The 20,202-nt window shown below is 70.7% G+C and carries 23 protein-coding genes, 1 tRNA gene and 1 riboswitch; of the genes, 10 read left to right on the forward strand and 14 right to left on the reverse strand.

Annotated features, from left to right (window positions below; all coding sequences use genetic code 11):
• Positions 1-1,174, reverse strand: a 1,174-nt coding sequence (mptB, locus tag E1286_RS20290; protein ID WP_246074998.1) for a polyprenol phosphomannose-dependent alpha 1,6 mannosyltransferase MptB, incomplete at its 3' end; no start/stop codon positions are given.
• Between the two features lie 169 nt (positions 1,175-1,343).
• Here mptB and E1286_RS20295 point away from each other — a divergent pair.
• On the forward strand, positions 1,344-1,799 hold the full coding sequence (locus tag E1286_RS20295; RefSeq protein WP_132614807.1) for a hypothetical protein: 456 nt from the start codon (positions 1,344-1,346) through the stop codon (positions 1,797-1,799).
• A 47-nt stretch (positions 1,800-1,846) separates the two neighbouring features.
• Here E1286_RS20295 and E1286_RS20300 read toward each other — a convergent pair whose 3' ends face one another.
• Both E1286_RS20300 and E1286_RS20305 read right to left on the reverse strand, forming a co-directional pair.
• Positions 1,847-2,581, reverse strand: coding sequence for a glycosyltransferase family 2 protein (locus tag E1286_RS20300; RefSeq protein WP_132614809.1), 735 nt, complete (start codon positions 2,579-2,581; stop codon positions 1,847-1,849).
• A gap of 49 nt (positions 2,582-2,630) precedes the next feature.
• Positions 2,631-2,978 carry an STAS domain-containing protein gene (locus E1286_RS20305; RefSeq protein ID WP_111182883.1) on the reverse strand — a complete coding sequence of 116 codons (348 nt, stop codon included), beginning with the start codon at positions 2,976-2,978 and terminating at the stop codon, positions 2,631-2,633.
• A 187-nt stretch (positions 2,979-3,165) separates the two neighbouring features.
• Between E1286_RS20305 and E1286_RS20310 the strand changes: the two genes are divergently transcribed.
• Positions 3,166-3,573 (forward strand): hypothetical protein, encoded by a 408-nt coding sequence (locus E1286_RS20310; RefSeq protein ID WP_132614811.1) that lies wholly within the window; start codon positions 3,166-3,168, stop codon positions 3,571-3,573.
• Here the strand turns inward: E1286_RS20310 and E1286_RS20315 are convergent.
• Positions 3,553-4,683 carry a sensor histidine kinase gene (locus tag E1286_RS20315; RefSeq protein ID WP_223190152.1) on the reverse strand — a complete coding sequence of 377 codons (1,131 nt, stop codon included), beginning with the start codon at positions 4,681-4,683 and terminating at the stop codon, positions 3,553-3,555. The two genes, E1286_RS20310 and E1286_RS20315, sit on opposite strands and share 21 nt — an antisense overlap.
• Positions 4,683-5,381 (reverse strand): response regulator transcription factor, encoded by a 699-nt coding sequence (locus E1286_RS20320; protein ID WP_132614813.1) that lies wholly within the window; start codon positions 5,379-5,381, stop codon positions 4,683-4,685. The genes E1286_RS20315 and E1286_RS20320 overlap by 1 nt, the downstream gene beginning before the upstream one ends.
• Before the next feature lie 94 nt (positions 5,382-5,475).
• Here E1286_RS20320 and E1286_RS47910 point away from each other — a divergent pair, with 94 nt between their 5' ends.
• From E1286_RS47910 to E1286_RS20330, 3 genes are all read left to right on the forward strand, one after another.
• On the forward strand, positions 5,476-5,646 hold the full coding sequence (locus E1286_RS47910) for a hypothetical protein (protein ID WP_165969813.1): 171 nt from the start codon (positions 5,476-5,478) through the stop codon (positions 5,644-5,646).
• On the forward strand, positions 5,643-5,843 hold the full coding sequence (locus tag E1286_RS20325; protein WP_132614815.1) for a DUF6412 domain-containing protein: 201 nt from the start codon (positions 5,643-5,645) through the stop codon (positions 5,841-5,843). Before E1286_RS47910 ends, E1286_RS20325 begins: the two co-directional genes overlap by 4 nt.
• Before the next feature lie 74 nt (positions 5,844-5,917).
• Positions 5,918-6,559: a YidC/Oxa1 family membrane protein insertase gene (locus E1286_RS20330; RefSeq protein WP_132614817.1), complete on the forward strand. Its 642-nt coding sequence runs from the start codon at positions 5,918-5,920 to the stop codon at positions 6,557-6,559.
• Here E1286_RS20330 and E1286_RS20335 read toward each other — a convergent pair.
• On the reverse strand, positions 6,543-6,965 hold the full coding sequence (locus tag E1286_RS20335) for an ATP-binding protein (RefSeq protein WP_246074999.1): 423 nt from the start codon (positions 6,963-6,965) through the stop codon (positions 6,543-6,545). The genes E1286_RS20330 and E1286_RS20335 overlap by 17 nt on opposite strands.
• A gap of 152 nt (positions 6,966-7,117) precedes the next feature.
• Positions 7,118-8,986: a sensor histidine kinase gene (locus E1286_RS20340; protein ID WP_132614819.1), complete on the reverse strand. Its 1,869-nt coding sequence runs from the start codon at positions 8,984-8,986 to the stop codon at positions 7,118-7,120.
• A 96-nt stretch (positions 8,987-9,082) separates the two neighbouring features.
• Here E1286_RS20340 and E1286_RS20345 point away from each other — a divergent pair, with 96 nt between their 5' ends.
• Positions 9,083-9,655 carry a methylated-DNA--[protein]-cysteine S-methyltransferase gene (locus E1286_RS20345; RefSeq protein ID WP_132614821.1) on the forward strand — a complete coding sequence of 191 codons (573 nt, stop codon included), beginning with the start codon at positions 9,083-9,085 and terminating at the stop codon, positions 9,653-9,655.
• Here E1286_RS20345 and E1286_RS20350 read toward each other — a convergent pair.
• From E1286_RS20350 to E1286_RS20360, 3 genes are all read right to left on the reverse strand, one after another.
• Positions 9,641-10,978, reverse strand: a complete 1,338-nt coding sequence (locus E1286_RS20350; protein WP_132614823.1) for a purine-cytosine permease family protein — start codon at positions 10,976-10,978, stop codon at positions 9,641-9,643. The genes E1286_RS20345 and E1286_RS20350 overlap by 15 nt on opposite strands.
• Positions 10,969-11,083, reverse strand: a riboswitch (TPP riboswitch). It overlaps the preceding gene by 10 nt.
• Positions 11,084-11,202: 119 nt before the next feature.
• On the reverse strand, positions 11,203-11,526 hold the full coding sequence (locus E1286_RS20355; RefSeq protein WP_132614825.1) for a rhodanese-like domain-containing protein: 324 nt from the start codon (positions 11,524-11,526) through the stop codon (positions 11,203-11,205).
• On the reverse strand, positions 11,523-11,912 hold the full coding sequence (locus tag E1286_RS20360) for a winged helix-turn-helix transcriptional regulator (protein WP_246075000.1): 390 nt from the start codon (positions 11,910-11,912) through the stop codon (positions 11,523-11,525). The genes E1286_RS20355 and E1286_RS20360 overlap by 4 nt, the downstream gene beginning before the upstream one ends.
• Positions 11,913-12,025: 113 nt before the next feature.
• Here E1286_RS20360 and E1286_RS20365 point away from each other — a divergent pair, with 113 nt between their 5' ends.
• Positions 12,026-13,432, forward strand: coding sequence for an MFS transporter (locus E1286_RS20365; protein WP_132614829.1), 1,407 nt, complete (start codon positions 12,026-12,028; stop codon positions 13,430-13,432).
• Between the two features lie 5 nt (positions 13,433-13,437).
• Here the strand turns inward: E1286_RS20365 and E1286_RS20370 are convergent, their stop codons facing one another.
• Together E1286_RS20370 and E1286_RS20375 are read right to left on the reverse strand one after the other, a co-directional pair.
• On the reverse strand, positions 13,438-14,316 hold the full coding sequence (locus E1286_RS20370; protein ID WP_132614831.1) for an Fpg/Nei family DNA glycosylase: 879 nt from the start codon (positions 14,314-14,316) through the stop codon (positions 13,438-13,440).
• Between the two features lie 18 nt (positions 14,317-14,334).
• Complete coding sequence (locus E1286_RS20375) at positions 14,335-14,943, reverse strand: TenA family protein (protein WP_132614833.1); 609 nt, start codon at positions 14,941-14,943, stop codon at positions 14,335-14,337.
• A 23-nt stretch (positions 14,944-14,966) separates the two neighbouring features.
• On the opposite strand from E1286_RS20375, the gene E1286_RS20380 reads away from it, so the two are divergent.
• Positions 14,967-15,614, forward strand: a complete 648-nt coding sequence (locus E1286_RS20380; RefSeq protein ID WP_132614835.1) for a GOLPH3/VPS74 family protein — start codon at positions 14,967-14,969, stop codon at positions 15,612-15,614.
• Between the two features lie 41 nt (positions 15,615-15,655).
• Here E1286_RS20380 and E1286_RS20385 read toward each other — a convergent pair whose 3' ends face one another.
• Positions 15,656-16,912 (reverse strand): LCP family protein, encoded by a 1,257-nt coding sequence (locus E1286_RS20385; protein ID WP_246075001.1) that lies wholly within the window; start codon positions 16,910-16,912, stop codon positions 15,656-15,658.
• A gap of 243 nt (positions 16,913-17,155) precedes the next feature.
• Here E1286_RS20385 and E1286_RS20390 point away from each other — a divergent pair, with 243 nt between their 5' ends.
• Positions 17,156-18,505, forward strand: coding sequence for a hemolysin family protein (locus E1286_RS20390; protein WP_132614837.1), 1,350 nt, complete (start codon positions 17,156-17,158; stop codon positions 18,503-18,505).
• Positions 18,502-19,512: a hemolysin family protein gene (locus E1286_RS20395; protein WP_132614839.1), complete on the forward strand. Its 1,011-nt coding sequence runs from the start codon at positions 18,502-18,504 to the stop codon at positions 19,510-19,512. Before E1286_RS20390 ends, E1286_RS20395 begins: the two co-directional genes overlap by 4 nt.
• 465 nt (positions 19,513-19,977) lie before the next feature.
• Here the strand turns inward: E1286_RS20395 and E1286_RS20400 are convergent.
• Positions 19,978-20,060, reverse strand: a tRNA-Leu gene (locus E1286_RS20400).
• Positions 20,061-20,202: the final 142 nt, after the last annotated feature.

Raw genomic sequence — 20,202 nt, forward strand, 5'->3', positions numbered from 1 at the left:
CCGGAGCCCCCAGCCCGGCCCCGTCGCGCCGGGAGGCGAGCCGGAGCAGCGACCACGCGACCAGCGCCAGCACCAGCAGCGAGCCGACCTGGATCTCCCCCCGGTAGGCGCTTCCGGTGCCCACGATCGACTGCAGCCACCCCTGGACGAGCTTCCAGAACGACGCATGGGAGATCGACTTGGACGTGCGGGTGATCGGCGCGATCGCCTCGGGCCCGACGATCGCGTATCCCACGACCACGACCGCGACCGCGCACCCGGCCATGAGCGCCAGCCTCCCCGGCCGCCGCCGCAACTCCCAGGCCGGCCCGAGCGCCGCGAGCCCGGCGTTGACCTTGACCGCCACCCCCAGGCCGAGCAGCACACCTGACCCCACGGGCCGGCTCCTGGCCAGCAGCGCGGCGACCATGCAGGCGACGGCCAGGGTGTCGACGTGCATGCCGGCGACGAGTTGGTAGAGCAGGAGGGGATTGGCCGTCCACAGCAGGGCGGCACGCAGGCGGCGGACCGGGTCGTCCCGGGTGAACCGGTCGATGAGCAGCCCCGTCACGATGAAGGCTGCGGCGTTGAACAGCGCCAGCACGAAGATCGTCAGCCGCACCGAGTCGCCGCCGGCCCAACTGGCGACCGCCTGCAGCGCGGTGGCCACGGGCCCGTACACGCTCGGCTCCTCCCGCCACGGGTCCTCGACCGCGTCGGCGACGGGATCGCCGGCCAGGTCGGCCGCCCCATGCGTGTACGGGTCAAGGCCGAGCGTCACCATCCGGCCGTAGGCGGCGTAGTTGAGATGATCACCGGACCCGGACGGCGGCAGAAAGGCGAGCACCCCGGCGACCGCACACCCGGCGGCCACCCACCACCGCGCCGGCCCTGAGTCACGCGACGAACCGCCCGGCCACCCTCCGGAAGAGCCACGAACACCGACCAACGCACCCAGCAAGCCAAGCCCGCCGAGGACGATCGCAACCGCCGCCATCCCCACCACAAGGTACGGATCGGGATCGGCCCCCAAGGAGTACGGAGGTTGCCGGCCGGGCCCGCTCAACGCGGGCACCATCGCCGACGGCCCCAGCAGCCCGATGAGGATCGTCAGCAGCATCGACGCGCCGATCGCCACCATGGCCGCCCCGACGAGCCGGCCACGCGCCCGGGGGTGCCGCGTCTCCGAAGTCACCGCACGATTCCAGCACACCCACAGGCCCTCTCACCCCACCCTGTGGACAACCAGCAGCGGCGCCCGCACCTGAGAAGACTCCCCACGCCGCAGGTCCACGCCTGGGCGAGACATTCCCTGAGAAAATTCGCTTTCCGCTCGTGATCCGCCTCGATCATGATCGCTGACCATGAAAAGACCGATCACGATTCTGGCGGCCGGCAGCGCTGTACTGGCAGCCGCCGTTCCCACGCAGGCGGCGTCCAAGGAACCCGTCCGAGCGCTGGAGGCCAAGCTGGCGCCCGGGCACGGCGTGCGCTTCACCGAAACGACCACCTTCGGCGACGGCACCGAGGAGCGTCCGGTCCACGCGAGCGATCTGGGCGGCGGCACGGAGGTCTCCTACACGCTCACGCTGACGTCGGCGAACCTGGTCAGCAGGGTGGAGAGCACGTACAGACTTCCGGATCACCATGTGGTCTACGAGGACGATCAGGGCATGACCGTGCACGCCGACACCCGCTACAGCGGCTGGGGCGACAAGGTCTCGATCAAGGCGCCGGATCCGGACACGGTGGGCGACAAGATCGAGGGCCTTCCCAGGCTGCCGGGTTCATACAAGCTGCGATCCTGCAAGGCGACCTGAGCAACATGCCGAGCGCTGTCGGATGGATCCGTTCGGGGTGGGGTGCGTCAGCGTTTGGGCAGGAGTTTGTCCAGGTTCCGGACGACCACCGGCTCGCGTACGGCCAGAGCGCGGGCGACGTCGCGGAGTTGCCTGGCCCGGTGGAGCTGGGCGCGCCAGTCGGTGCCGGTGGCGCGATGGGCCATGTCGACCTCGACCTCCACCACGCGGAACCCCTTGCGCAGCAGGTCGATCGTCAGCGCCGTCTCCACCCCGAACCCGTGCGCCAGCGGCCGGGCCGCCTCGAAGGCCGCTCGGGTGAGGCAGCGCTGCCCGTTGAGCGGCTGGGCGGCCTCGAAGCCGGTCGCCCTGCGGATGCCCTCCTTGGACAGCCGGACGACTAACCCGTGGCCGCCGAGCTTCACCCTGGTGGTGAACATGGCGATCGTCATGTCGGCCGCGCCCGAGCGTACGGGCTCGATGAGGGGCGCCGCGGCCTGGGCGGTGTCGCCCAGGTCGGCGTCGAGGAAGAGCAGATGACGGGAGACGCCGCCCTCGTCGAGGAGACGTACGGCTTCGGCGCCCGTCTCCATCGCCGCGGCCTTGCCCCGGTTGCGGCTGTGGCGCACCACGCGGGCTCCGGCCGCGCGCGCCACCCTGCCCGTCTGGTCGGCGGAGCCGTCGTCGACGACCACGACGAGGCCGACGCCGGGAAGGGCCGCCGCCGCCGTCACCGTGGCCGCGATGCGGTCGGCCTCGTTCGCGGCCGGGATCACGACCGCCGTGTCGCCGTTGCCGCTCATCGTCGCCCTACCTCCGCCCGAAGACACCTCGTCCATGATCCCGCAACTGTCACGACTTCTCGCTGATGAGGAACTCCTTCGGCACCTCGTCGTGCACGGTGAAGACCGAGTCGAGCCCCGTGACCTGCAGGATCTTGCGTACGGCCGGCCGTGGCGCGGCCACTTCGAGCGCCCCTCCCCGTTCCTTCATCCGCTTGAGCGCGGACAGCAGGACGTTCATCCCCGTGGAGTCGCAGAAATCCACGGAGGACATGTCGATGACCACCCGGCTGGGCCCGTCCTGCAGCAGCCGAGTGAACTCGGACTGCAGGTGGGGCGCCGTATAGAGGTCGATTTCTCCGGTGATGGCAACGAGTGCGCACCCGGCTTGTGATCGAGTCGAGACCTTGAGCTCCACATGGGCAGGCTAGCGGCGCGAGCGCTTCCGGTCACGTTGTCACGCCGATAGGGGAACGGCGGGTTTTTGTCCGGCGTTTGGGCTCCAAGGGAACGGAGAGTACGCGAAGCTTGACAGCGTGACACCGGAACCGGCACCGCTTCACGGCGAAGGAGGGGCTGGGGCACGCCCGGCAGGCCCCGGATCGATGAACGCAGACAGACCCGAAGATCCTCAGCGCCAGGGCCTCCGCGAACTCCTGGAGACCATCCTCGTCCACACAGAGAAGGCCACGTCATGGCACGACCAGGCAGCGCGCCTGCGTGGCCTGGTCAACCGCGACGGCTACGTCCCCGTCCACGCCCGGCTCCAGATCGAAGACCTCGAGTTCCTCGCCGGGGCGCGCACCGAGCTGCTCAGGTTCGCCGAGCTCGGGCTCAGGCTGCTCGACCTCCACCAGCCGCGCGACGCGGGGGGCATCACGAGCGACGCGGCCCACCCCATCCTGCGGTGCAGGAGCTGCATGTGGCGCTGGCCCTGCCCGACATTTCGTGCAATGTCGGAGTCGTTCGGCACCCCACGCGACCTGCCCGACTCACTCCAGGAGAGCGCCTGACCCGCCCAGCGGCAGCCGGATCTCGAACCGGCACCCGGGCCCGTCGTTGACGACGGCGATCTCGCCGTCGTGCGCCTCCACGATGCCCTGCGCGATGGCCAGGCCCAGCCCGGCCCCACCGTCGGCGGTCGGCGTACGCGCCGCCTCCCCCCTGAACGCCACCTCGAACACCCGCGGCAGGTCCTCCTCGGGGATCCCCCCGCAGCAGTCGGTCACCGACAGGCAGGCCTTGCCGTCGTCCACCCCGGCCCGCAGCACGACGGTCCGGTCCGACGGCGTGTGCCTGATGGCGTTGACCACCAGGTTGCCGAGGGCCCGGCTCAGCGCCCCCGCGTCGGCCTCCACCGGCACCGCGGGAGACGCCTCCGCCGTGAGCACGACGCCCTTGGCCCGGGCGAGCGGCTCGGCGCCGGCCAGCGTGTCGGCGACCAGGTCGGCCAGCCCGATCCTGGCCCGCGACAACCGCAGCGCCCCGGCGTGGATCCGTGACAGCTCGAACAGGTCGTCCACCATCCCCGACAACCGCTCCACCTCCAGCTTGATCTGCCGGTGGTAGCGCCCGACGGTCTCGGGGTCGGTCACCACGCCGTCCTCGAGCGCCTCGGCCATGGCCCGCATCCCGGCCAGCGGGGTGCGCAGGTCGTGGCTCACCCACGCCACGAGCTCCCGCCGCGCCCCTTCCAGGGCCTGCTCGCGCGCGTACGCCTCCTCCAGGGCGTTGGCGATGGTCTGCAGCTCGGCGGGCAGCCCCTGCGGCGCGGCGAACGGCATGTCGCGTACGGCGGCCACCAGCCGCCTGCTCTCCCCGACCACCCGCTTGGACAACACGAACGCCACCCCGAGCCCCACGAGCCCGCCCACGGCGACGACGCTCAGCACGAAGTCCTTGATCGGTCCTTCGATGATCATCTTCATGATGATCGCCACGACGCCGGCCAGCGTGGCGGCCACCGCGACCACCACGACGACGGCCAGCATCACGCCGATGGACTTCGTCCGCAGCCGGCCCATCACCCAGATGCCGGCCAGCGCCACGACCAGCCCGAGCCCCGCCGTGACGGCCACGACCGTCGGCAGCTCCCCCGCGGCCACCGCCGGCGGCATGGCCATCAGGAAGCCCCTTCCAGGGGCTCGTACCGGTAGCCGACCCCCCACACCGTCACGATCCTGCGCGGCGCGGTCGGGTCGGGCTCGATCTTCTCCCGCAGCCGCCGCACGTGCACGGTCACCGTGGAGGAGTCGCCGAACGACCACCCCCACACCTGGTTGAGCAGCGCCGAGCGGCTGAACGCCTGGCGCGGGTTGCGCATGAGGTAGGCCAGCAGGTCGAACTCCCTGGCCGTCAGCAGTACCTCGGCCGCCCGCAGGCGCACCTCGTGGGCGCCGACGTCCACCACCAGGTCGCCGTCGCGCAGCACGCCGGTGCCGCCGGTGACGGAGGCCCCGCGCGCCCGCCGCAGCACGGACTGCACGCGCAGCGCCAGCTCGCGCGGGCTGAACGGCTTGGTCACGTAGTCGTCGGCCCCGGTCTCCAGCCCGACCACCCGGTCGATCTCCTCGCCGAGCGCGGTCAGCATGATCACCGGTACGGGCCAGCGTTCCCGCAGCTTCCTGCACACCTGCAGGCCGTCGATCTTGGGCAACATGAGGTCGAGCACCATGAGGTCGGGCGGGCTCGCCAGCGCCCTGCGCAGCGCCTCCGCGCCGTCGCCCACGCACTCCACCTCGTGCCCGTCGCGTTCCAGATAGCGCGCCACGACCTCGGAGACGGTGGGATCGTCGTCGACGACCAGGATGCGGGTGTTCACCTCTTCACGGTACGGCCGGGTCAGGCGAAGGCGACGAAGACGTCATTGGTTCGTAAGCCTCGCGGATCATGCCCCGAGGACGTACGGTGGCGTCATGGGTAGAGTCGTCATGCTCGTCATAGGGGCCGTGCTCGGCCTCTTCGTGCTGTTCACCTTCGTCATTCCGATGGTGATGTGGTTGCTCAAGATCGCCTTGATCGTGGGTGTGATCGCTCTGCTCGTCTTCGTCGCGGTCACCGTGATCAGCAGGTCGTCGCGCTCTTGACGCAGTTCCTGTTCGATCCGTGGCTGCTCGGGATCACCATGATGGCGGTCCTGCTGCTGGTCACGTGGGCGGCCGTGTCGCTGCCCGTCCCCGGCGGGGAGTCCGCGGGCTTCCCGCTGGCCTACGCGCGCCGCACGGCCTTCCTGCCGCGGCGCGATCCCGACGCGGCGGGCCGGCCGCGTCCACGAGCTCCCTAGCTCGGCCCCGCTTTCGCCGAAAAGCGGGGCTCCTCGCGTGAGCCCCTTTCCCACGGACCGAGGAACCAGGGCTCATGATCGATTCTCTCGTCACGCTCGTCTTCACGTTGTCCGGCGGCGATGCCGCGCTCGGCATCGTGCTGTTCACGCTGGCCGTACGGCTGGTGCTGCTGCCGCTGAGCGTCCGCCAGGCCCGTGCGGCGAAGATCCGCGAACGGCTCGCCCCGAAGCTGCGGAGGCTGCGTGAGCACCACGGCCGAGACCCGCAGCGGATGTCGAAGGAGCTGTCGGCGCTCTACGCCGCGGAGGGCGCCTCGCCGTTCACCGGGTTCCTGCCCGCGCTGGCGCAGCTGCCGTTCATGTGGCTGATGTACCGGGTGGCCACGCATCCGACGGCGCTGGCCGGGCACGACCTGTTCGGGGCGCCGCTCGGGCAGCAGGTGGCAGGGCTGGTGGCGCATTACGGTCTGTTCAGCGCCCCGGTTTTGGTCTTCGCCGTGATCGTGGCGCTGGTCGTGGCGGTGGCGTGGCTGTCGGCCCGGCAGATCAAGGTGACGGAGGAGCAGCCGGAGCTGATGCGGCGGATCTCGAAGCTGCTGCCGTACGGGGCGGTGGTGGCGACGCTGGTGCTGCCGCTCGCGGCGGGGCTCTATCTGCTCGTCTCCACGGCGTGGGCCACGGGCGAGCGGGCCGTGCTCGCTAGCCGGCCTCTCTGAGTGCCGCCACCTGCCCGTTCATCGACTGCGCCGGGGCGGGCAGGATGGCCCAGACGGTGGTCGTTTCGCCATCGTGCCTGACCCCCCAGCTCTCCGCCACGTACTCCACGATGCCGAGCCCCCGGCCGCCGAGCGACGAGAGGGTCGGGCGGCCCGCCCTGGGCTCGGTCGCCGCACCCCCGTCGCTGACCGCCACCTCGATGTGGTCGTCGCTCCGCAGCCAGGCGACCCGCACCATGCCCGACGGCAGCGGATGCGCGTGCCGCAGCGCGTTGCTCAGCAACTCGCTCACCACGAGCACCGCATCATCGATGGCAGTGGAAAAGACCCCATTTTCCTGCAGGTCAGTGCTCAGACGCTGGCGGGCAACGGCGACACTGGACGGCGCGTACGGCAGCAGCACCACGCTTGACACACCCACCTCCCCGTTCACCTGTGCCCCCCGCGGGAACACTCCCCGGTACGACCGAAATGCCCCGTTACTCAATCCCAGAAACCGCATCTCGATCACAGCTTGTACACATTGGACGATAGGTCAGCTCAACTGTGACCACCTCGTTACCGCATCGGTGTGTCGGATCGGATAGTGGAAGCGCATCTGAGAACGAGCCGCATCCTCGTGCCACCCCCCGGTCGCGGATGAGCGCTGACATCTCCCCCCTGTGCTCTGGCCAGGCTGCGGACGATGTAGAGACCGAGCCCAACTCCACCAAACCTTCTCCTGTCCCCGCTGTCCACCTGCACGAAACGCTCAAAGATACGCTCTCGGTCAGGTGGTGCGATACCGACTCCCTCGTCGTCCACCACCACGACGACGTCGCCGGCTTCGGGCCAGGCCGCCACGCTGATCAGCCCGCCCTTCGGCGAGTACTTGAACGCGTTCTCCAGCAACTGCCCGAGCACGATGTCGGTGGCCAGCGCGTCCCCCAGCACGTGCGGCAGCCCGTCGGGCACCAGCACCTCGACGCGGTGCCGGTCGGACAGCTCGGGCAGCCCCAGGGTGGCCCCCTCGATCCGCTCGGCCAGGTCGAACGCCTCCATGCGCACCTTGAGCTCGTCGGCCCCGGCCCTGGCGCCCAGCAGCAGGTGGTCCATCAGCTCGCCCAGCGAACGCGACCGCTCGGCGATCGTGCGCACCGCCGAACGGCGCTCGCCGTCGCTCATCTTGTCCCAGCGCGCGTCGAGCGTGCCGGCGAAGCCCCGCACGATCGTGATCGGCGTGCGCAACTCGTGGCTGGTGGTGGCGAGGAACAGCTCCTTGGCCTCCTCCAGCTCCTTGGCCGCGGTCACGTCGCGGAAGTCGACGACCAGCTCGCCCGTCTCCTCGATGCGGGCGCCCACGACATCGAGCCAGCGTCCGCTGTCCAGCTGGTAGGTGACCTTCTCGCCCACCTCGGGCAGCGGGAACGGCGGCGGGCCGCCGACGACGGCCTCGGCGGGCAGCCCCGTCAGCCCGGCGGCGGCCGGGTTCCAGCGCACCACGCGCCCGTAATGGTCGAGCAGGGCGATGCCGTCGGCGCTGGCGTCGAACACGGCCCGTTCGTGCGCCCGCTGGCGTACCGCCTCCTGGTAGGCCACGGCGTTGCCGACGGCGATGCCCGCGTGGCCGGCGAGCAGCTCCAGCAGCTCCAGCTCCAGGTGTCCGGGGGTGCGCCGGGCGAACAGCGCGTACAGGGCGCCGTACGGCCGGCCGCCGACGGCCGCGAGGCCCAGCGCGATGGTGTGCAGGCCGTCGAGCCGCGCCCACACCAGGTCGTCCAGCCCGTCGGACTCCAGCAGCACGGTCTTGCCGGTGCGTAACAGCTTGTCCACCAGGCTCGTACGCAGGTCGGTGGTGATGCCCCTGAGCGCCTCCGGCAGCCGGTACGTGCTCACCAGCCGCAGGCGTTCGCCCTCGATGAGCACGAACCCGCCGGCGTCCGCCCCGGTCAGCTCGGTGAGGCTGGCCGAGATCCGGTCGAGCACGGCGGGCAGTTCCAGCTCGGAGTTGATGTCGCCGACCACGTCGGTGAGCCGGCGTACCAGCCTGGCCCGGCGCGCCATCCGGTGCCGGGCGAGCTCGTCGGCCCGCGCCGGGTGGTGCACGAAGACGTAGCCGGCCACAGCGCTGCCGAGGCGCAGGGCGCCGATGTCGACGCGGACGTCGAGCACGGTGCCGTCGCGGCGCAGCCGCTTGGTGTGCAGCGACACGGGCTCGCCGGTGCGTACGCGCTCCAGCACGGCGTTGTGCTCGGCGGTCAGCTCATCGGGCACGATCGGCGCCCGGCGCCCGAGCACCTCCTGCGCCGGGTAGCCGAACATGCGCTCGGCCGCATCGTTCCACACCAGAACGGTCTGGTCGCGGTCGAGCGCGACCACGGCGTTGGGTGAGCTGGCGAGCACCGCGCGGGCGATCTCCTCGTCACTACCGGCCCATTGGTCCCCCACACCTCCATAGTGCCCGTGGCGCGGTGGGTGCGTCGGGCGATCCGTCCGATACGCTGCGGTCACGGTGATTCTCGACGGGTGGGGAGGGTGAGGGGAATGTCGAGTTCCGATCTCGATGCCCTGCTACGGGTGACCTCCAGCACCTATCGGGGAGTGAGGCCGCCCGACATCGCGTTCGGCGCCTATGACGGCGCCGTGGGCCGGCTCGTGCTCGCGGTGACCGGCAAGGGCATCGCGGCCTGCAGCTTCGAGACGGAAAACGATGTGTTCGAGCTGATCAGCAGGCATATGGGCGATTCCATCGGGCCCGACCCGCGCCGGCTCGACCCGGTGCGCAGAGAGCTCGACGCCTACTTCTCGGGCCGGCTGAGGGCGTTCGCCACGCCGGTCGACCTGACGCTCGCCACGCCGTTCGCCCGTACGGTGCTGCAGAAGACGATGGGCGTCCCCTACGGCACCACCACGACGCTGGAGGAGATCGGCGAGAGCATCGGCCGGCCGCGCGCGCTGCGGGCGATCGGCAACGCGCTGGCCTCCAACCCCGTCTGCGTGATCGCCCCGTGTCACCGGGTGGTGCGCGCCGACGGCTCGCTCGGCGACTACGCCGGAGGCGCGGCCGCCAAGCAGCACCTCCTCAACGTCGAGCGGCGCGTCTCAGCGGGCAACTGAGCGGCGCTGCCGCACCAGGCCGATCACGGCGGTCACGAGTGCAGCGACGACAGCGCCGCCGAGGGCGCCGTTCATCCACGGTTCGCGGGTGAAGCCGATGGCATCGCGCAGGCCCGCCCAGATCTGGTCCCACCCGGCGACGGTCGGGGTGGAGGTGGTCAGCCAGTACGCGACGAAGCCGAGCGCCCACGGCACCAGCATCGACCAGCGCGAAGGCGCGTCCTCGGCGGTGTTCCATGAGTGGGAGCCGCCGAAGAGGAAGTACTCGACCGCGAGCACCGCGAACATCGGCACGAACACCGCCCCGATCACGCCCAGGAACGCGCCGTAGGAGTTGACGTCCACCACCAGGGCGATCGCGACGGTCAGCACGCCGATGGCGACGGAGAAGACGCGCCGGTCCACGCGCGGCATGAGGTTCTGCAGCGACATGGTGGTGGAGTAGACGTTGGCGAACGACTGGTCGGTCTCGCGCAGCGTCAGGACGGCGAAGAACAGCACGCCCAGCGGCACCGCGACGAACGTGCCGAACACCGACGTCGAGTCGGCCGCCACCGCTTCGGCTCCCGCGATCGCGACCGCGTACACGCCGAGGCCGAGGCAGGCCACCTGGGCCAGCGTGTAGCCCCCGACCACGCCGGTGAACGCGGCCTTGCTCGACCGCGAGTGCCGGGCGAAGTCGGCGGCCATCGGCACCCACGACACCGACAGCGCGATCACGTAGTCGACCGCCGGCGCGAACGCCTCCCAGGAGCCGCCCGTGTACGGGGGCGCGTCGGAGATCATGTGCCAGGCGAACCAGAGCATCGAGATGATCACCCCGATGGTGACGTACCGGCGCAGCACGCGGATCGCGCCGAGCGGCCAGATCGTCAGCGCGGTGGTCAGCACACCCGCCACGATCACCCACACCTCGTACGGGATCCCGCCGAACATCGCGTTGGCCGCCTTGGCGATCACCCACAGCTCGAAGGCGCCCCAGCCGAGCATCTGCACGATGTTCAGCACCGTGGGGACGTACGACATCCTGGCCCCGAACAGCCCGCGCAGCAGCACCATCGCGGGCTGTCCCGTCTGGGTGCCCGGGATGGCCGACAGGCCGACCATGGCGGTGCCGATCAGGCTGCCGATCACGGTGGCGAGGAGCGCCGCGCCCAGCGAGAGCGGGACGCCGTCGAGGGGGTCGATCAGGAACAGCGCCCCGGAGAAGCCGAGAAGGCTGACCCCCAGGTTGGCCCAGAGCGCACCCTGGTCGAGCACGCCCAGCGTCTTCGGCGGCCGTCCTTCGAGGGTCAGGGGGACTTCTTCGACGCCGTGCGTCATCGCACACTCCCTACGCCGGCATTATCCGGACAGGTTCGTGCGGTCGGCGACAGCGCTCAGTCGCCCTCTCAGCCTGGTAAGGCCCAAGCTCCCGCGTTGACAGGTATGGCAAAGCCAGGATCAACCCGGCTTTACGCCCCCATGATGCCCTAACCCTTCACCAGACCGCCAGACCGGCCCTCGACGGAGCGGGCCAGGGTCAGCGCGGCGCCTCTCTCCCGGGCTCAGGCGACGAACGGCGGCTGGCCGGTCTCGCTCTCCATCGGACGGCTCGCCGCCTCCCACGACTGCATGCCGCCCGCCACGTTGACCGCGTCGCGGCCGAGCTGGTTGAGCCACGCCGCCACCTGCATCGACCGGCCACCCACCCGGCAGACGACGTAGACCGTGCGGTCGGCGGGGACCTCGTCGAGGCGGCCCTGGATCTGGGTCATCGGGATGTGGACGGCCTGCGGCGCGTGCCCTGCCAGCCATTCTTCCTGCTCACGGACGTCGAGCAGGTAGGCGTCGTCGGGGAGGGCGTTGGCCTCGATCTCGGGAACGGTCATGTCTCCATCATCTCGCGCCGCGCGTCGTAGTCGGCACGCGCCGCCGCGATCTCCTCCCGGTGCTCCTCCGTCCAGGTGACCAGCGCCTTGATGGTCTGGTGCAACGTACGGCCGAGCGGCGTCAGCGCGTAGTCGACCCGTGGCGGCACCACGGGGTGGACCGTGCGGGTGACCAGGCCGTCGCGTTCCAGCTGGCGCAGGGTGACGCTGAGCATGCGCTGGCTGACGCCGTCGATCTCGCGGCGGAGCTGGGTGAAGCGCAGGCTCTGGCAGTCGAGCAGGGCGATGACCAGCAGTGACCACTTGTCGGCGATGCGGTCGAGGATCTGCCGGACCTCGCAGTCCTCCCGGGTGTCCCACTGACGGGCGTCGTAGTCGTCGTCCACGGTGCTTTCGCAGTAACTGAGTGACCTTGAAGTGCCGTCTTCCACGACATTTCATACTGGCCCATGATGTGGACGGTTACAAGAGATAACCGACCTGCCGAAAGGTAACCGTGATGCCAGTTTCTGCCCGCTCTTGGGGCGTACTTGCTGTTCTGTGCGGAGCCATCTTCCTTGAGGGCATCGACGTGGCCATGCTGAACGTCGCCCTCCCCTCCATCCGGGCCGACCTGGGGTTGTCCACCGTCATGCTGAGCGGCGTCGTGAGCGCGTACGTGCTCGGCTACGGCGGGTTCATGCTGCTCGGCGGCCGGGCGGCCGACCTGCTGGGCAGGCGGCGGATGTTCCTGCTCTGGCTGGTGGTCTTCCTCGTCTTCTCCGGGCTCGGCGGCTTCGCGGACGAAGGGTGGGTGCTGCTCGTGGCGCGGTTCGTCACGGGGGTCGCCGCCGCGTTCATGACGCCGGCCGGCCTGTCGCTGATCACCACGACCTTTCCCGAGGGGCCGGTGCGCAACCGGGCGCTGCTGATCTACGCGGGGACGGCCGCGGGCGGGTTCGCGCTCGGCCTGGTGATCGGCGGCCTGCTGACGGCGTTCGGCTGGCGCTGGGTGTTCTTCGCGCCGGTGCTGATGTCGGCGGTGATCCTGGCCGCCGCCATCCCGTTGCTGAGGGAGCCGGACGGCGAACGGCCCGCGGCCGGGGGGTTCGACCTGACGGGCGCGGTCCTCGTCACGACCGCGATGATGCTGCTGGTCTACGGTGTCGTACGCCTGGAGCACCCGGCCGACGGATGGCCGCTCACCGTCGGCGCCTTCGCGGGCGGGCTGGCGCTGCTGGCGGCGTTCGTCGCCGTGGAGCGCCGCGCCGCCCATCCGCTGGTGCGCCTGGGCATCTTCAGGTCGAAGGCGCTGGTCCGGGCCAACGTGACGGCCGCCCTGCTCACGGCCTCGTTCTTCGGCTTCCAGTTCCTGGTCACGCTCTATTTGCAGGAGCTGCGCGGCTGGTCCACCATCCAGACCGGTCTGGCGATGCTGGCCGCCGCCGCCGACGTGGTGCTCGCCCCCATCCTGACCCCGTGGCTGGTCAACCGGTACGGCAACGCCAAGGTCGTGTTCGCCGGCCTGCTGTCGGGCCTGCTGGCCTACGCGCTCTTCCTCGGGGTCGGCCTGGACTGGGTGTACGCCGCCATGCTGCCGTCGATGCTGCTGATCGGCCTGATGTTCGCTTTCGTCTACGGCCCGCTCACCATCGTGGCCACCGACGGCATCGCCGAGCACGAGCAGGGCCTGGCCGGCGGTCTGATCAACTCCTCGTTCCAGTTCGGCGCTGCGCTCGGGCTGTCGGCGGTGACGGCGGTGAACGTGGCCGCCCTGGGCGCGGCGACGGGCGCCGAGGCCGGGCTCGCCGCGATGCGGGCGGCCCTGGTGGTGCCGGTGACGGCCACACTGCTGGCCGCCGTCATCGCCGCCGTCGGCCTGCGCGCGCGGGCGCGCGCCGCGGAGCCGGTGCCCGTACGGGCCTGACGACGCTACTTGAGCAGCCGGGACAGGCGGCGGTCGGCCAGCGGCTTGCCGCCCGTCTGGCAGGTGGGGCAGTACTGCAGCGAGGAGTCGGCGAACGAGACCTCGCGGATCGTGTCGCCGCAGACGTCGCACGGCTGGCCCGTGCGGTTGTGGACGCGCAGGCCCGACTTCTTCTCGGCCTTCAGATCCTTGGCCGCGAGGCCCTGGGCGCGCTCGACGGCGTCGCGCAGGGTGGTCACGATGGCCTCGTACAGGTCGGCGATCTGCGCGTCGGTCAGCGTCGCGGCGATCTTGAACGGCGACATCTTCGCGGCGTGCAGCACCTCGTCGGAGTAGGCGTTGCCGATGCCTGCGATGATCTTCTGGTCGCGCAGCAGGCCCTTGATCTGGGTGCGGTTGCCGCCGACGATGCGCTTGAGCGCCTCGACGGTGAAGGACTCGTCGAAGGGGTCGGGGCCGAGGGCGGCGACGCCGGGCACATCATCCGGATTTTTCGTGACATAGACGGCGAGACGCTTCTGCGTCCCCGCCTCCGTCAGCTCGAACCCCGGCGCGAGCCCCTCCTCGTCGGGCGCCAGCCGTACGCGCACCGCCAGCGGGCCCTTGCCCGGGCGGACGGGCTTGGCGCCCGAGAGGTCGTCGCGCCAGCGCAGCCACCCCGCCCGGGCCAGGTGGATGACCAGGTGGAGACCGTCGCAGTCGAGGTCGAGGAACTTGCCGTGCCGCCGCACCCCGGTGATCGTCAGCCCGCCGAGCGCCGTGACCGGCGGGTCGAACGTCTTGAGCGCCTGGATCGCGACCACGTCGACCCCCAGGACCGTGCGGCCCACGGCCCGCTCACGCAGGAAGTGGGTGAGCGACTCCACTTCGGGAAGTTCCGGCATGTCCCCAGAGTACGGCCGTTACCGGGGCACGTCCCAGAACGCGAGCTCGTGCGCCATCCCCTCCGCGAACAGCGCCTGCGCCCGCCGAGGGTCGGGGGCGGCCTCGTCGATCATCTGCCCGATCCGCGCGGCCAGCGCCGCGAACCCCGGGTCGGCGTACGTGTCCACCCAGGCGCGGTAGCGCGGCTCGGCGGGCGGGTTCTCCGCCAGGATCCGCCCCAGGTTCGAATATCCCCACATGCACGGATACAGCGCCGCGAGCCCCTCTCCGTACGACGCCGCCGACTCCAGCAGGAACCCCGTGTACGCCGCGCACGCCGGCCCCTTCACCGCACCCTCCAGGTCGGCCCCGAACTCGGCCGACATGCTCCGGTGCAGGCTGAGCTCGTCGTGGTACGTCGAGTGCGCCAGGTCCACCAGGTCGCCCAGGTGCGCGTCCGGCGCCTGCCAGGCCAGCCGCGCGAACACCCGCACGTAGTCCAATAGGAACAGGTAGTCCTGCTCCAGCCACGACCGGAACACCGGCTCGGGCAGGTCGCCGCGGGCGATCCCGGCGACCGTCGGGTGGTCGAGCTGGGCCTGGAGCAGCGGGCGCCCGATCGCGTGCAACTTCTCCGAAATGGTCATGCCTGGGAGGTTAATGTCGAAGCATGATGGTGACGATCGCGGAAGAGCTCCTCCTGCTCGCCCTCAGCGAGGACAAGGGCAAACCCCTCGTGAGCACGGCGCAGCTCGACCCGGCCCTCGCCGGCGCGCTGCTCGCCGAGCTGGCCGTCTGGGACCGGGTGGAGCTGTCCAACAAGAAGGTGACGGTGAAAGACCCGTCCCCGGTCGGCGACGACGAGCTCGACGCCGTGCTGTCCCGCATCGTCGAGCAGGAGAAGGAGAAGAGCCCGGTCTGGTGGGTGCAGAAGCTGCAGGCGGGCAAACCGCGCCGGCGTCTGCTGTCGAGGCTGGCGGCCTCGGGCGTGCTGTCGGAGGAGCGCGGCAAGGTGCTCGGCGTCTTCCCCGTCACCCGCTGGCCGGAGGCGCATCCGGGTGTCGAGGCCGACGTCAGGGAGCGGGTATCGGCCGTGCTGGCGGGCGCCGCCCCCGACACCCGCACGGCCGTGCTCATCTCGGTCGCCAACGCGGCGAGCATCGTCCGCAAGGCGTTCCCCGGCGCCGACAAGGCCCGCGTCAAGGAGATCGCCGAGGGCGCCTGGGCGGCGGACGCGGTCGCCAAGACCATCGCCGCCGCCACCGCCGCGGCCATGACCGCGGTCATGGCCGCCACCGTCACCACCGCGGCGAGCTGAACGGGGGATGGGTCGCGCGGCGCGGAGCCGCGCGACCCCGGTCAGGTGGCGTCGAGAACGTCCTTCGGCACCGGCTTGTCCTCCTTCAGGGCGTTGAAGATCGCCAGCGCCTTCGTGCGGTCCCACTTGACCGCCGTGCCGCCGCCCGGGATGACCTCGTTGCCCCCGAACGGCACCACCGTGGTCACCGGGCTGTCGCCCATCGCGAGCCCCAGCGAGAGCATGTTGAACGCCCCCGTGCCGGAGTCGACCTCGACGGCGTCCGTGGCGCTCATGGCCAGCGGGATCGAGGTGAACGGGTTGAGCAGCACCCCCGGGCTGGCGGCCTTCTTCACGACCGCGCCGAGGAACTGCCGCTGCCGCTTGGTGCGTTCGAAGTCGGGCAGCGCGCCGCCCTTGCGGGTGCGCACGTAGCCGAGGGCCTGGGCGCCGGTGAGCTCCTGCGTGCCCTTCTTGAGCTTCAGACCGGCCTTGGGGTCGTTGACGGCGGCCCGTACGTTGATCTCGACGCCGCCGATGGCGTCCACGATGTCCACGAAGCCGGCGAAGCCGATCTCCATGTAGTTGTCGACGTGCACCCCGGTGACCGTCTCGACGGTGCGGACCAGCAGCTGCGGGCCGCCGATGGCGTAGGCGGAGTTGAGCTTGTCGCGCCCGCGGCCCGGGATGGTGACGGCCGAGTCGCGCGGCAGGCTGACCAGCGTCGGCCGGTCACTGCCCTCGGGGATGTGCAGCAACATCATCGAGTCGGTGCGCTGGCCGGCGGCCCGGCCGGTGGCCAGCTTCCTGCGCTGCGCGGCCGTCAGGCCCTTGCGGCTGTCGGAGCCGACGAGCAGCCAGTTGGTGCCCGGCGTGTCGGCCGGACGGCCCTCGTAGTCGTCGAGCACGCCGTCGATGCCCGCCAGCCTGGAGTCGATCCAGAAGAACATGCCCACCGCGGCCACGAGCAGCACCACCAGCAGCCCGGCGATGATCTTCACGATGGTTCCGCCCGACACGCGCTTACGCGGCCCCCGGGGCTCCCTCGGCTCGTCCCGCCGCCCTCTGAGCGGTTTGACGGGCCCACTGCCCGAGCGCTGCTTGCCGTACACGCGCGATCGGGCGCGCGACGGCTCGCCCGGCGGCGGCTCGGGGACCTGGGAGGCGGCGGGGAGCTTGTGCGTGGGCGCCCCCGGCCCTCCCGACGGCGTCCGGTGCGCGGGCGCACCCCCCGAACGCAGGCCGTCGCCGGGCCGCGGTGGCAGCGGGCGGCCGTCGCCCGGCGAGCGCATGGCTCGCGTCCGGTCGTCCTCAGACACTTCGCCTTCTCCCCTTCGCTTTGTCATAGACGCTACGTCCAAACCCCAGCAGTGAAGACGCTCGGCCAAGGTTTTGCCACGGAAAAGTACGCGGAACGGGCGGACTGTGACCCCGGAAACATAGAGGCCACCCCCGTCGTTACGGTTATGGACAACCTCTATCGAAGGGATGATCGTGTCCGCTCCGGACCCGTGGAGTCTTTGCCCGTGCTCAGGCACGGGTTCCTCTGAGGGCTCACTGCGGTGAGCGCCTATCTCGGGCTGCTGGCCCTTATTCTCCTCACAGCGGCGACGGGCTACTTCGTCGCCCAGGAATTCGCCTTCGTCGCCGCCGACCGCGGGATCCTGCGCGAGCAGGCCGCCGCCGGTGACGCCGCCGCGGAGAAGGCCCTGCGGGTGACCTCCCGCCTCTCGTTCATGCTCTCCGGCGCACAGCTCGGCATCACCGTCACGGCCCTGCTGGTCGGTTTCCTGGCCGAGCCCGCCATCGCCGTACTCGTACGCCCCTGGCTGACCGACATGGGGCTGCCCGGCTCCGTGATCACGGGGCTGTCCGTGGCCATCGGCGTGTTCGTGGCGACCGTGGTGCAGATGGTGCTCGGCGAGCTGGCCCCGAAGAACCTCGGCATCGCCAGGCCCGAGCGGGTCGCCAAGTTCCTGGCCGGCTCGACGCTGCTCTACCTCGCCATCGCCGGCCCGGTCATCCGGATGTTCGACTCCGCCGCCTCCGGGCTGCTGCGGCTCGTCGGCATCGAGCCGGTCGAGGAGGTGGAGCACGGCGCCACGCCCGAGGAGCTCTCGCGCATCATCGCGGAGTCCAGCCGGGCGGGCGAGCTGCCGCCGAAGCTCTCCGAGCTGCTCGAACGCGCCCTGGAGTTCGGCGACCGCACGGCGGAGGAGATCATGGTCCCCCGCCCGCGCGTCGTGACCCTGCGCGACTCCCAGACCGTCTCCGACCTGCTCGACGCCATGCGCGAGTGCGGCCACTCCCGTTTCCCGGTGCTCCGGGACGACGGCGACGTGGCGGGCGTCACGGGCGTGCGGGAGCTGCTCGCGGCCGGCGTGGACCGCGGCCCGATCAGCGCCGTCACCCGCCCCGCCCTGCTGGTGCCCGACTCTGTCCCGCTCCCGGCGGTCCTCGACCGCATGCGGGTCGCCAAGGACGACATCGCCTGCGTCATCGACGAGTACGGCGGCCTGGCCGGCGTCATCACCATCGAGGACCTGGCCGAGGAGCTGGTCGGCGAGCTGGTCGACGAGAACGACCCCGAGCCGGCCGGCGCGGTGGAGCACCCCGGCGGCGTCTGGGAGGTCCCGGCCCGGCTCCGGCTCGACGAGGTCGAACGCGCGACGGGTGTGGCGTTGCCGGAGAGCGACGACTACGACACCCTCGCCGGTCTCGTCCTGGCCAGGCTCGGCCGCATGCCCAACCCGGGTGACACGGTGACCGTGCCGCTCGCCCCCGACTCCGACCCGTTCGCCGAGGACGAGGAGGAGCACATGGCGCAGCTCACGGTCATGTCGCTCAACCGCCGCGTTCCCGAGTGGGTGCGGGTGGCCCCGGTCCAGCAGCACGCGGAGGCGCGCCGATGAGCCTGATCATCCTCAGCGTCGCGCTGCTGCTCTTCAACGCGCTGTTCGTGGCCGCCGAGTTCGCCTTCGTCTCCTCACGGCGCCACCGCCTGGAGGAGATGGCCACCGGCGGCAACCGCATGGTGAGGCTGGCCGCCAAGTCGGCGGTGGGCGGCGGCCGCAAGCTGTCGCTCATGCTCGCGGGCGCCCAGCTGGGCATCACCCTGTGCACGCTCGGCCTGGGCCAGGTGACCGAGCCGGCGATCGAGCACTACCTGGAGCCGGTCTTCGCCGCAGCCGGGATCCCCGAGGCCATGCGGCTGCCCATCGCGCTGGCGTTCTCGCTGGCGCTGGTGACGTTCCTGCACATGGTGGTGGGCGAGATGGCCCCGAAGTCGTGGGCGCTCACCCACCCGGAGCGGGCGGCGCTGATCCTGACGTTCCCGTTCCGCGCGTTCACCACGGTGATGAGCCCGCTGCTCACGACGCTCAACACCCTGACGAACCTCATCCTGCGCCTGTTCGGCGTCCAGCCCAGAGACGAGCTGGCGACGACCCGCACACCGCGCCAGCTCGCGATGCTGGTCGGCGAATCGGGGCGGATGGGCCTGCTGGACCGCGAGGAACACGACCTGCTGACCAGAGCCCTGCGCCTCGACGACGAGGGCATCGAACGCCTCATGATCCCCATAGCGCAAGCCGTGAAGGTCCCCTCCACAGCCGACGCAGCCCAGATCAGGTCAACGGCGGCGACCAGCAGACATCTGCGACTCCTGGTGGAAGGCCCACGAGGTGTCGAGGGAGTCCTGCACGCCCGCGAGGCCCTCCTGGCGCCCACAGGCAAGGCCCGCGACTTCGCCCGCCCCATTCCCAGCCTCGCCTGCACCACGCAGGTCCCTGAGGCGGTGACGGCCCTCCAGGAGGCGAGATCCCACCTGGCCCTGGTGACCAATCAGGACGGCACGGTCATCGGCATGGTGAGTCTCACAGATCTGGTGGGCGAGCTCCTCGACACGAGGGCCGCATAAGTGTGAGGCAAAACACAGGCCCGGAAGGTACGCAAGTCACCATAAAGCACCTTGCAACCATCCGGGCCTACCCTCCAAAGGCCCTACCCCAGCACAAGAACTCCCCGAAAGAAGGAGCCTCCCCTTGCGCCGGCCCCCACACTTCGCCACTGTGGGTCTGCAACAGGGACGTACGACGACCCAGAGCACGACCAGCACAAGAGCAGGACCAAGGGACACCGCCGTCCGGCGAACAACCGCACACACGGCAGAACAACCGCACGCACGACGAGCAACCGACATACGGCGAACAACCGGACGTACGGCGAGCAACCGAAACCCGGTTGTGACGGGGGTCCGGGGGCTTCGCCCCCGGGAGCGCAGCGTCCCCCTGGGGGTCCGGGGGTCATCCCCCGGGAGAAATGACGAGGGGACCCGAGGGAGCAAACCTGAAAGGTTTGCGACCAAGGATCCCCAGTCACCGAGTGGGCGAGGAGGGATTTGAACCCTCACGTCCTTTCGGACACACGGACCTGAACCGTGCGCGTCTGCCGTTCCGCCACCCGCCCTTGTGGGTGCGGAAAGAAGACTAGCACGGAACAGCCAGTGGTACTGAACCCGGATACGATCGCATAAGACACGGGAGCGGAGGAGCTGGGCGCGACCGCCGACGAGCGCCAGGGAGACCGTTACGTGGAACGAGCGGAAACC

This window comes from Nonomuraea terrae, assembly GCF_004348995.1.
GTDB classification, from domain to species: domain Bacteria; phylum Actinomycetota; class Actinomycetes; order Streptosporangiales; family Streptosporangiaceae; genus Nonomuraea; species Nonomuraea terrae.

Excerpts from the sequence above, each read along its gene's own strand:
- E1286_RS20365 (WP_132614829.1), top strand. The coding sequence starts at position 12,026 with ATGCCAGTTTCTGCCCGCTCTTGGGGCGTACTTGCTGTTCTGTGCGGA.
- E1286_RS20345 (WP_132614821.1), top strand. The coding sequence starts at position 9,083 with ATGTCGAGTTCCGATCTCGATGCCCTGCTACGGGTGACCTCCAGCACC.
- E1286_RS20330 (WP_132614817.1), top strand. The coding sequence starts at position 5,918 with ATGATCGATTCTCTCGTCACGCTCGTCTTCACGTTGTCCGGCGGCGAT.
- E1286_RS20295 (WP_132614807.1), top strand. The coding sequence starts at position 1,344 with ATGAAAAGACCGATCACGATTCTGGCGGCCGGCAGCGCTGTACTGGCA.
- E1286_RS20380 (WP_132614835.1), top strand. The coding sequence starts at position 14,967 with ATGATGGTGACGATCGCGGAAGAGCTCCTCCTGCTCGCCCTCAGCGAG.
- E1286_RS20300 (WP_132614809.1), bottom strand. The coding sequence starts at position 2,581 with ATGAGCGGCAACGGCGACACGGCGGTCGTGATCCCGGCCGCGAACGAG.
- E1286_RS20375 (WP_132614833.1), bottom strand. The coding sequence starts at position 14,943 with ATGACCATTTCGGAGAAGTTGCACGCGATCGGGCGCCCGCTGCTCCAG.
- E1286_RS20370 (WP_132614831.1), bottom strand. The coding sequence starts at position 14,316 with ATGCCGGAACTTCCCGAAGTGGAGTCGCTCACCCACTTCCTGCGTGAG.
- E1286_RS20350 (WP_132614823.1), bottom strand. The coding sequence starts at position 10,978 with ATGACGCACGGCGTCGAAGAAGTCCCCCTGACCCTCGAAGGACGGCCG.
- E1286_RS20355 (WP_132614825.1), bottom strand. The coding sequence starts at position 11,526 with ATGACCGTTCCCGAGATCGAGGCCAACGCCCTCCCCGACGACGCCTAC.
- E1286_RS20315 (WP_223190152.1), bottom strand. The coding sequence starts at position 4,683 with ATGGCCATGCCGCCGGCGGTGGCCGCGGGGGAGCTGCCGACGGTCGTG.
- E1286_RS20395 (WP_132614839.1), top strand. The coding sequence starts at position 18,502 with ATGAGCCTGATCATCCTCAGCGTCGCGCTGCTGCTCTTCAACGCGCTG.
- E1286_RS47910 (WP_165969813.1), top strand. The coding sequence starts at position 5,476 with ATGGGTAGAGTCGTCATGCTCGTCATAGGGGCCGTGCTCGGCCTCTTC.
- E1286_RS20310 (WP_132614811.1), top strand. The coding sequence starts at position 3,166 with ATGAACGCAGACAGACCCGAAGATCCTCAGCGCCAGGGCCTCCGCGAA.